General features: G+C 70.7%; 9 protein-coding genes. 1 reads left to right on the top strand and 8 read right to left on the bottom strand.

What is annotated here, in order from left to right; genetic code table 11:
- The 8 genes from D9598_RS12880 to D9598_RS12845 all read right to left on the bottom strand — a co-directional run.
- A partial coding sequence (locus tag D9598_RS12880) for a PepSY domain-containing protein (RefSeq protein WP_198366913.1) occupies positions 1 to 208 on the bottom strand: 208 nt, incomplete at its 3' end.
- Entirely contained in the window at positions 205 to 537 is a 333-nt protein-coding gene (locus D9598_RS12875; RefSeq protein ID WP_198366912.1) for a DUF3649 domain-containing protein, read from the bottom strand. The genes D9598_RS12875 and D9598_RS12880, both read right to left, overlap by 4 nt.
- Positions 537 to 2,801 carry a TonB-dependent siderophore receptor gene (locus D9598_RS12870; protein ID WP_198366911.1) on the bottom strand — a complete coding sequence of 755 codons (2,265 nt, stop codon included), beginning with the start codon at positions 2,799 to 2,801 and terminating at the stop codon, positions 537 to 539. Before D9598_RS12870 ends, D9598_RS12875 begins: the two co-directional genes overlap by 1 nt.
- A gap of 186 nt (positions 2,802 to 2,987) precedes the next feature.
- Positions 2,988 to 4,058 carry a sulfate/molybdate ABC transporter ATP-binding protein gene (locus D9598_RS12865; protein WP_198366910.1) on the bottom strand — a complete coding sequence of 357 codons (1,071 nt, stop codon included), beginning with the start codon at positions 4,056 to 4,058 and terminating at the stop codon, positions 2,988 to 2,990.
- On the bottom strand, positions 4,055 to 4,918 hold the full coding sequence (gene cysW / locus D9598_RS12860) for a sulfate ABC transporter permease subunit CysW (RefSeq protein ID WP_198366909.1): 864 nt from the start codon (positions 4,916 to 4,918) through the stop codon (positions 4,055 to 4,057). Before cysW ends, D9598_RS12865 begins: the two co-directional genes overlap by 4 nt.
- Positions 4,915 to 5,748, bottom strand: a complete 834-nt coding sequence (gene cysT, locus D9598_RS12855) for a sulfate ABC transporter permease subunit CysT (protein WP_198366908.1) — start codon at positions 5,746 to 5,748, stop codon at positions 4,915 to 4,917. The genes cysW and cysT overlap by 4 nt, the downstream gene beginning before the upstream one ends.
- Complete coding sequence (locus D9598_RS12850) at positions 5,745 to 6,773, bottom strand: sulfate ABC transporter substrate-binding protein (protein ID WP_198366907.1); 1,029 nt, start codon at positions 6,771 to 6,773, stop codon at positions 5,745 to 5,747. The genes cysT and D9598_RS12850 overlap by 4 nt, the downstream gene beginning before the upstream one ends.
- 237 nt (positions 6,774 to 7,010) lie before the next feature.
- Positions 7,011 to 7,925 carry a LysR substrate-binding domain-containing protein gene (locus D9598_RS12845; protein WP_198366906.1) on the bottom strand — a complete coding sequence of 305 codons (915 nt, stop codon included), beginning with the start codon at positions 7,923 to 7,925 and terminating at the stop codon, positions 7,011 to 7,013.
- 111 nt (positions 7,926 to 8,036) lie between these two features.
- Here D9598_RS12845 and D9598_RS12840 point away from each other — a divergent pair, with 111 nt between their 5' ends.
- Positions 8,037 to 9,533, top strand: a complete 1,497-nt coding sequence (locus D9598_RS12840) for a catalase (protein WP_198366905.1) — start codon at positions 8,037 to 8,039, stop codon at positions 9,531 to 9,533.
- The last annotated feature ends 45 nt before the right edge of the window (positions 9,534 to 9,578 follow it).

Genomic DNA, 9,578 nt, shown 5'->3' with positions numbered 1-9,578 from the left:
CGCTCATCCGCAGGGCGGCGTCCAGCACGGGCTGCAGCGAGGCCACTTCGGCCTGCGGCCGATGCAACTCCGGCCGCGCCCAGAACGAGATCTCGGGGCGGAAGTAGCTGGCGGTTCCGGTCAGGAAGATCAGGAACAGCACCCAGCCGACCAGCAGGCCGGACCAGGTGTGCAACCAGGCCATGGATTGCCGGAAGCCGGTCTTCATGGCGCCACCCAGCCTTGCGCCAGGAAGGCGATGCCGGCCAGCAGCGCCGCGGGCAGCAGGATGCCGAGCCAGGCCCGCAGCGCGTCACGCGCCGCGAAGACCCAGACCACGGCGCCGCAATAGACAGCGAAGCTGGCCAGCATTCCGGTCAGCACCGCATCGGCCCGCTGCATCGGCAGGGCGAGGGCCGCCGCCGTGGCGGCGAGCGCGGCCAGCGCATAGCCGCCGCCGATGGCGGCGACCACGCGCAGCAGGATACCGAGCTTCCTGCGCCATTCGGCGGCGGGCGGCGCGGCGCGGCGCGCCGCCGTGCTGCCGGATGCGGCCATCAGAAGCGGTAGCGCAGCGAGCCGGTGACGGTGCGGCCGTAGCCATACCAGCACCAGGCATAGGACAGGCAGCTCGCCACGTAGCGCGTATCCGCGACGTTCTGGATGTTGACCGCGAGCTGCATGCCGTTCAGGTCGCGGCTGACCTGGCCGAGATCATAGCGCAGCGCGGCGTCGAAGAGGGTCGCGGAATCCACCTTGAAGGTGTTCGCCGGATCGCCCCAGGAGGAGCCGAGGTAGCGCACGCCGCCCGCCACGCCGAGCCCGCCGAAGCGGCCCTCCGGCGCGGTATAGTCCAGCCAGGCCGAGGCATTGTGGCGCGGGATGCCGGTCGGCACCTTGCCCTCCTGCCGCACCGTGCCGCCGCTCGCCCGCCCCTCGATGCCGTAGTCGATGCCGACGCTGTTGTTGCTCTTGGTGTATTCCATGTCGAGATAGGAATAGGCGGCGGTCAGGCTCAGGCCCTGCGCCAGCGTCGCCTTGGCCTCCAGCTCGAAGCCCCGCGTGCGCACCTCGCCGTTCTGCACGCTGAACTGCGGATTGACCGGATCGGTGCTCAGCACGTTCTCCCGCAGCAGGTCGAAGGCGGCGACGGCGATCGAGAGATTGGTGCCCGGCGGCTGGTAGCGCAGGCCGATCTCGTACTGCCGCCCCGTGGTCGGGTCGAAGGGGTTCAGGTTGCGGTCGGTGCCGGTCTGCGGCTCGAAGCTCTCGGAGTAGCTCACATAGGGCGCGAGGCCGTTCTCGAAGAGATAGACGGCGCCGGCGCGGCCGGTGAAGGCGCTGTCGGTCTGCCGCGAGGTACCGGTCAGGGCGAAGCTGCCGGCGCGCCGGTTCTCCGTCGTGCTGTCCGACCAGTCGATGCGGCCGCCGGCCATCAGCACCAGCTGGCCGATCCGCACCTGATCCTGCAGATAGACGCCGAGCTGGTTCTGCCGCTGGCTGCTGTAGGTGGCGAAGCCGGGCCAGCGGGTGTTCTGGTTGGCATAGACCGGATTGAACAGGCTCTGCCGCAGGACGCCGTTCGGGGTGCGGCCGTTATAGACGTTCGAGCCGGTATAGACGTCGTTGAGCACGCGGAAGTAGTCGAGCCCGGCCAGCAGGGTGTGCCGCGCCGGTCCGGTGTCGAACTTGGCCTGCACCTGGTTGTCCAGGTTGAAGACATCGAGGTCGGCATCCGTGCCGAAGACCGAGCGGATCAGCTGCGTCATGTCGCTGCTGATCGCCGATCCGTAGAGGCTGCGATACTCGCCCTGCGTGTGCATGTAACGGAAGTTCTGCCGCACCGTCAGGGTGTCGTTGAAGCGGTGCTCGGCGAGATAGCCGATCTGGTAGTGCTCGCGGTTGCTGCGCTCGAAGTCCCAGTCACCGTCATAGAAGCGCGTGGCGATGCGGCCGTTCGGATTGGGCAGCGCCGAGCCCCAGCCCGGCACGCCGCCATAGGAGCCGGATTCCGGGTCGCGCTGGTAGTGGCCGAGGACGGTGATGGTGGTGTTGCTGGTCGGCCGCCAGGTCAGCGAGGGCGAGAAGAAGTAGCGCCGCTCGCGCACCTCATCGAGTTCGCCGTTGCCCTCGGCGTAGGAGCCGATGAAGCGGCCGAGCCATTCGCCGTTCTCGTCCAGCTTGCCGCCGTAGTCGCCGGCGACGCGCCATTGCTCGCGCGTGCCGGCCTGCAGCAGCACCTCGCGGATGCGCTCCTCGGTCGGGCGCTTGCTGACGGCGTTGATGATGCCGCCCGGCGGCGTGGTGCCGTAGAGCACCGAGGCCGGGCCGCGCAGCACCTCCAGCCGCTCCAGCCGATAGGCGTCGAGGCTCGGATTGGCGTCGCGGCCGCCGGCGAGGCGCATGCCGTCGAGATACTGGCTCGGCGAGTAGCCGCGGATGGTCATCTGATCGAGGCGCACCGCGGCCGAGCCGCGCGTCTCGGTGACGGCGCCGACCGAGTAGCGCATGATCTGGTTGATGTTCTGCGCGTCGCGCGCGCGGATCTCGTCCGCGGTGATGACCGAGATGGATTGCGGCGTCTCGATCAGCGGCGTGTCGGTCTTGGTCGCGGTCGCGCTGACGCCGGCGACGAAGCCCTGCACCGGGCTGTATCCGCGTTCCACGCCGGCCTGCACGTTCACCTCGGGCAGCTGCACGGCATTGGGCGCCGGCGCGGCGGGAGATTGCGCGGAAGCCGTGAGCGGGCCGCCTGCCAGGCCGGTGGCCAGGGCGAGGAGGGAGACGCTTCGTCGGAGAGAGGCTGCGCGACCGCAGGTCATGATGGAGGGCGTGCCTTGATCTGATATTGAGAGTCGCTCGCATATACAGGACGCAAGCATCTCTCAAGGCCGCCTGGCGACGAAAGGTGCGAATTTGTCGCATTCCGAAACACAGCGTGGCGTCACGGGCACAGTTGGCCCGCTGTCACGCGCGGAAGGCTGCCGCCCTTGTGGTAGCGGGCGGTGTCAGGAATAGGCGCGGGCGGTGCGCGGGCGGATCACGCAGGGCCGGCCGGGCTCATACCCGGCGCCGCCCTCGACCTCGATCTCGATCGTCAGCCCCGCCAGATCAACCTCCAGGTGGCGCCGCCCGCCGGCGGGCCGGCTGGCGCGGATGACGGCATTCCTCCCACCCTCCCCTGGCCCCTCCCCTGGCCCCTCCCCGGCGCACCGCACCTCCCACTCATGCGGCCGCACGAAGGCCAGGGCCGCGCCCTCGCGCCGCGGCGCGACCGCCAGGGCCGCGCCCGGCAACGTGCCCAGGCCAGGGTCCTCGAAGCGCAGCGTGCCGCCCTGGAAGCGGGCCGGCAGGCGGGCGGCATGGCCGAGGAAGCCGGCAACGAAGGCATTGGCCGGCCGCTCCAGCAACACATCGGGCGGGTCGAACTGCGACACCTCCCCGGCCTGCATGACGGCCACCTTGTCGGCCAGCTCCATGGCCTCGTCCTGGTCGTGGGTGACGAAGACGATGGTGATGCCGAGCTGCGCGTGCAGCTCGCGCAGCCAGCGGCGCAACCCCTTGCGCACCTCGGCATCGAGCGCGCCGAAGGGCTCGTCGAGCAGCAGCAGCGGCGGCTCGATGGCCAGGGCGCGGGCCAGCGCCACGCGCTGCCGCTGCCCGCCCGAGATCTGGTCGGGATAGCGCCGCTCCAGCTCCGGGATCTGCACCATCTCCAGCAGGCGCCGCACCCGGCGGCCGATCTCCGCCTCCGGCGGGCGGGCGCGGCGCGGCCGGACGCGCAGGCCGAAGGCGACGTTCTCGAACACCGTCATGTGGCGGAACAGCGCGTAGTTCTGGAACACGAAGCCGATGCCGCGCTCGCGCGCCGGCACCTCCGCCATGTCCCGCCCCTCGATCCGCACCGTGCCCGAATCGGCGAAGTCGAGGCCGGCCAGGATGCGCAGCAGGGTGGTCTTGCCGGAGCCGGAGGGGCCGAGGAGGGCCACGAAGGCCCGCGCCGCGATGGAGAGAGACACGTCCCGGAGCGCCTGCGCCTCGCCGAACCGGCGCGACAGGCCGAGGATCTCGACACTCATGCGGGCGGTCGGCGGAGGCGGGCCAGGTCGCCGGAACGCTCGAGCAGCGCCTTGGCCGCCAGGGTCACGAGCGCCAGCAGGGCCAGCAGCCCGGCCACGGCGAAGGCCCCCACGAACTGGTACTCGTTGTAGAGGATCTCGATATGCAGCGGCATGGTGTTGGTCTCCCCGCGGATATGCCCCGATACCACGGACACCGCGCCGAACTCCCCCATGGCGCGGGCGTTGCAGAGCAGGACGCCGGAGAGCAGGGCCCAGCGGATGTCGGGCAGGGTGACACGCCGGAAAGTCTGCCAGCCCGAGGCGCCGAGCGTCGCCGCCGCCTCCTCCGCCGAGCGCCCCTGCTCCTGCATCAGCGGCACCAGGGTGCGCGCCACGAAGGGGAAGGTGACGAAGATCGTCGCCAGCACCAGCCCCGGCAGGGCGAAGACGATCTGGATGTCGCGCTCCTGCAGCCAGGGGCCGAGCCAGCCCTGCGCGCCGAAGAGCAGCACCCAGACCAACCCCGAGATCACCGGCGAGACGGAGAAGGGCAGCTCGATCAGCGCCAGCAGCAGGGCACGGCCGGGGAAGTCGAACTTGGCGATGCACCAGGCGGCCGCCAGCCCGCCCAGGGTGTTGACCGGCACGGAGATCGCCGCGATCAGCAGCGTCAGGCGGATCGCGGCGAGGGCGTCGGGGTCGGTGATCGCGGCGACCACCGGCGTCCAGCCGCGGCGCAGCGCCTCCGTCGCCACGGCGAGCAGCGGCAGCAGCAGCAGCAGGCCGAGCACCAGCACGGCCAGCAGGATGGCCAGGCGGCGGACCCAGGGCGCCTCGGCCGCCACCTCGACACGGGGCTCGCCGCCGGGCCGCCTCATGCCGGCCGCCAGAAGCGGCTGGCCAGGTTGAGCACCAGCAGCAGAAGGAAGGACAGGAACAGCATGGCCAGGCCCACCGCCGCCGCGCCGGCGTAATCGAACTGCTCGAGCCGCACCACGATGAGCAGGGGCGCGATCTCGCTGACCATCGGCATGTTGCCGGCGATGAAGATGACGCTGCCATACTCCCCGATCGCCCGCGCCGCGGCCATGGTGAAGCCCGCCAGGAGCGCCGGGGCCAGGGCCGGCAGGATGACGCGCCGAAAGGTCTGCCCGCGGCCGGCGCCGAGGGTCGCCGCCGCCTCCTCCGCCTCGCGCGGCAGGTCGCGCAGCACCGGCTCCACGGTGCGGACCACGAAGGGGAGCCCGACGAAGGCCATGGCCAGCATCACGCCGAGCGGAGTGTAGGCGACCTTCACGCCCAGCGCCGCCAGCGGCGCGCCGAGCCAGCCGTTCGGCGCGTAGAGCGCCGTCAGCGCCAGGCCGGCGACGGCGGTCGGCAGGGCGAAGGGCAGGTCCACCATGCCATCCAGCAGGCGGCGGCCCGGAAAGCGGTAGCGCACCAGAACCCAGGCCGCCAGCAGGCCGATCGGCAGGTTCAGCGCCGCCGCCGCCAGCGCCGCCAGGAAGGAGAGCCGCAGCGCCGCCCAGACACGCGGCTCCGCCAGCGAGGCCCAGATCCCCGCCGGGCCCAGCTCCAGGGGCCGCAGCACCAGCGCCAGGAGCGGGATCAGCACGATCGTCGAGAGCCAGGCGAGGGTCAGGCCGAGACTGAGTCCGAAGCCGGGCAACACCCGGCGCCGCAGGCCGGAGGCGCCCCCGCCCCTCATCGTCCTGGTCGGTAGAGGCGGTCGAACAGGCCGCCATCCTCGAAGTGGTCCGCCTGGGCCTTGCGCCAGCCGCCGAAGAGCGGGTCGTCGATGGTGATCATCTCCAGCTGCGGGAAGCGGTCGCCGGCGGCGGCCAGGGCGGCGGGGTCGCGGGGGCGATAGAAATGCTGCGCCGCCAGGCTCTGGGCCTCGGGCTCGTAGAGCCCCTTCAGGAAGGCCTCGGCCGCGGCGCGGGTGCCGCGCCGGTCCACGTTCCGGTCCACCACCGCGACCGGCGGCTCGGCCAGGATGGAGAAGCCGGGATAGACGATGTCGAACTGCCCGCGGCCGAATTCGGCGAAGGCCAGATGCGCCTCGTTCTCCCAGGCCAGCAGCACATCGCCCTGGCCGCGCTGCACGAAGGTCGTGGTGGAGCCCCGCGCGCCGGTATCGAGCACCGGCACGTTGCGGAACAGCGCGGCGATATAGGTCTCGGCCGCCTGGGGCGAGCCGCCCGGCTGGCGCTGCGCCCAGGCCCAGCCGGCCAGGTAGTTCCAGCGCGCCCCGCCCGAGGTCTTGGGATTGGGGGTGATGACGGCGACGCCCGGCTTCGCCAGATCGCCCCAGTCGCGCAGCCCCTTCGGATTGCCCTTCCGCACCAGGAAGACGATGGTGCTCGTATAGGGGGCGCTGTTCTGCGGCAGGCGGCTCTGCCAGTTGGCGTCGATCAGCCCGCGCTCGGCGATGGCGTCGATGTCATAGGCCAGCGCCAGGGTCACGACATCGGCCTGCAGCCCGTCGATCACCGAGCGGGCCTGCCGCCCCGAGCCGCCGTGCGAGGTGCTGGCGCGGATGGTCTGTCCCGTCCTGCGCTTCCAGTCCTCGACGAAGAGCGCGTTGTAGGCGCGGTAGAATTCGCGTGTCGGGTCATAGGAGACATTGAGCAGCTGCGTCGCGCCCTGGGCGCGCGCGCCGCCGGCCAGGGCCGTGCCGAGCACCAGGCCGGCTCCGGCGACGCTGCGGCGGGAGACGGGAAATCCCTGCATGATGCTTCTCCTCCGGCGACGGCGGACCAGGCCCAGGGCGGGATCCTGGCCGCACAGGATAACAGAGACAGCGCCCGAAGCTGCAAGCGCCTGTCGGAGCTTTGTCCCAAGCGGGGCGTCCGGGCTGAATTCCGCTCCCCTGAATCGCCAATTCCGCGCCCGCGGCTGGATCTTGACGTTTTCAGAACGCTATTCGCGCGTCAACACAATTCAATGTGGTGAATTTGACGGCAGGCCCTATGGCGCGGGGGCGGCGTGCCGCAGGAAAGCGGCCAGTTCCCGATAGCTCTCCCGCCGCGGGTCCGTGCGCCGCCAGACCAGGCCGATGCTGCGCCCCACCCGAGCATCGGCCAGCGGCCGCATGGCGATCAGCCCGCCCAGGTCGGCGCCCTCCTGCACCGCCAGTTTCGGCAGCAGGGAGAAGCCTTCCCCGGCCGCGATCATATGGCGCAGCATCTCCAGGCTGCTGGCGAAGCGCTCTTCCCCGTCCGCGCGCGGCAGGCCGCAGAGGGAGAGCGCCTGGTCCCGCAGGCAATGCCCCTCCTCCAGCAGCAGCAGGCCACCGCCCTCGAGATCGGCGAGCGTCACCTCCGGGCGGGACTGCAGGGGATGGCCCTGGGGACAGGCCAGCAGGAAGGGCTCGAAGAACAGCGCCTCGCTGGCCAGGCCGGCGGAGGCGACCGGCAGGGCCACCAGGGCGGCATCCAGCTCCCCCTGTTCCAGCGCCCGCACCAGGGCGGCGGTGCGCCCTTCCTGCAGCCGCAGCACCAGTTGCGGAAAGCGGTCGCGCACGGCGCGCAGCACCATCGGCAGGTAGTAGGGGCCGAGGGTGGCGATGGCGCCCAAGCGCAGCGGCCCCGCCAGGGGGGAGGCCTGCTCCTGCGCCAGGTCGAGCAGGCGCCGCGCCTCGCGCATCACCGCGCGCGCCTGGGCCAGCAGCACCGCCCCCTGCGGCGTGACGCCGACGCGGCGGGCCTGCCGCTCGAAGAGCGTGACGCCCAGCATGGCTTCCAGCTTGCGGATCTGTTCGCTGAGGGTAGGCTGACTGACGCCGCAACGATCGGCGGCCTGGCCGAAGTGACGCAGTTCCTCAACGACCACGGCGTATTCCAGGTCGCGCAGGGACAGGCCGGCCAGGGTCTGTGCCGCCATGATCACCCCTTTCGATAGGTTAAGCCTATCGCAACAGAATAGAGGATCGATTTAACCGATCAAGCGGCGACTGGTAGAAGATCCTCACCCCTGCCGAGAGGAAATTCCGGAATGTCCGAAAACCGTAAGCCTCCCACCCTGACCACCACCGCCGGCGCCCCCGTCGCCGACAACCAGAACAGCCTCTCCGCCGGCCCGCGCGGCCCGCTGCTCCTGCAAGACTACCAGCTGATCGAGAAGCTGGCGCACCAGAACCGCGAGCGCATCCCCGAGCGGGTGGTGCATGCCAAGGGCTCCGGCGCCTATGGCACCCTGACCATCACCGGCGACATCAGCCGCTACACCCGCGCCAAGGCGCTGCAGCCCGGCGCGCGGACCGAGGCGCTGCTGCGCTTCTCCACCGTCGCCGGCGAGCGCGGCGCGGCGGACGCTGAGCGCGACGTGCGCGGCTTCGCCCTGAAGTTCTACACCGAGGACGGCAACTGGGACCTGGTGGGCAACAACACCCCGGTCTTCTTCGTCCGCGATCCGCTGAAGTTCCCCGACTTCATCCGCACCCAGAAGCGCCACCCGGCGACCAACCTGCGCTCGCCCACCGCGATGTGGGACTTCTGGTCGCTCTCGCCAGAGAGCCTGCACCAGGTCACGATCCTGTTCAGCGACCGCGGCCTGCCGCAGAGCTACCGGCACGTGAACGGCTATGGCAGCCACACCTACTCGCTCTGGAACGATGCCGGCGAGCGCCACTGGGTGAAGTTCCATTTCAAGACCCAGCAGGGCATCCGGACCTGGACCAACCGGGAGGCCAACGAGGTCATCGCCGAGGACCGCGAGAGCGCCCAGCGCGATCTCTACGAGGCCATCGAGCGCGGCGACTTCCCGCGTTGGACGGTGCAGGTGCAGATCATGCCGGAGCTGGACGCCGAGAAGACGCCCTACAATCCCTTCGACGTGACCAAGGTCTGGCCGCATGCCGACTATCCGCCGATCGACATCGGCGTGCTGGAGCTGAACCGCAACGCCAGGCACTATTTCGCGGAGATCGAGCAGTCCTCCTTCTCGCCCTCCAACATCGTGCCCGGCATCGGCTTCTCGCCGGACAAGATGCTGCAGGGCCGCATCTTCGCCTATGCCGACGCGCACCGCTACCGCGTCGGCACGCATTACGAGGCGCTGCCGGTCAACAAGCCGAAGGCGCAGGTCAACAGCTACCATGCCGATGGCGCCATGCGCTTCGACGCGCCGGTGGGCACGGACCACTACTACGAGCCCAACTCCTTCGACGGCCCGGTGCAGGACCCCGGCGTGAAGGAGCCGCCGCTGCGGATCTCGGGCGACGCCGACCACTACGACCACCGCGCCGGCAATGACGACTACACCCAGGCCGGCAACCTGTTCCGGCTGATGAACGCCGAGCAGAAGCGGCAGCTCTTCGAGAACATCGCCGGCGCGATGCAGGGCGTGCCCCGCTTCATCATCGACCGCCAGCTCGAGCATTTCCGCCGGGCGGACCCCGCCTATGCTGCCGGTGTCGAGGAGGCCATCAAGCGGGTCCATACCGCCCCGGCCTCGGCGCCGACCACCGCGGCCGACGTCGCCGCCGGATAAGGCTCCGGCCATCAGGAGGCCGGGCGCCGCGCCCGGCCTCCCCCT

Source organism: Roseomonas sp. KE0001, assembly GCF_016107285.1.
GTDB lineage: Bacteria > Pseudomonadota > Alphaproteobacteria > Acetobacterales > Acetobacteraceae > Pseudoroseomonas.
The sequence above is the reverse complement of the archived record's forward strand: the minus strand, read 5'-3'. Positions and strand labels throughout refer to the sequence as shown.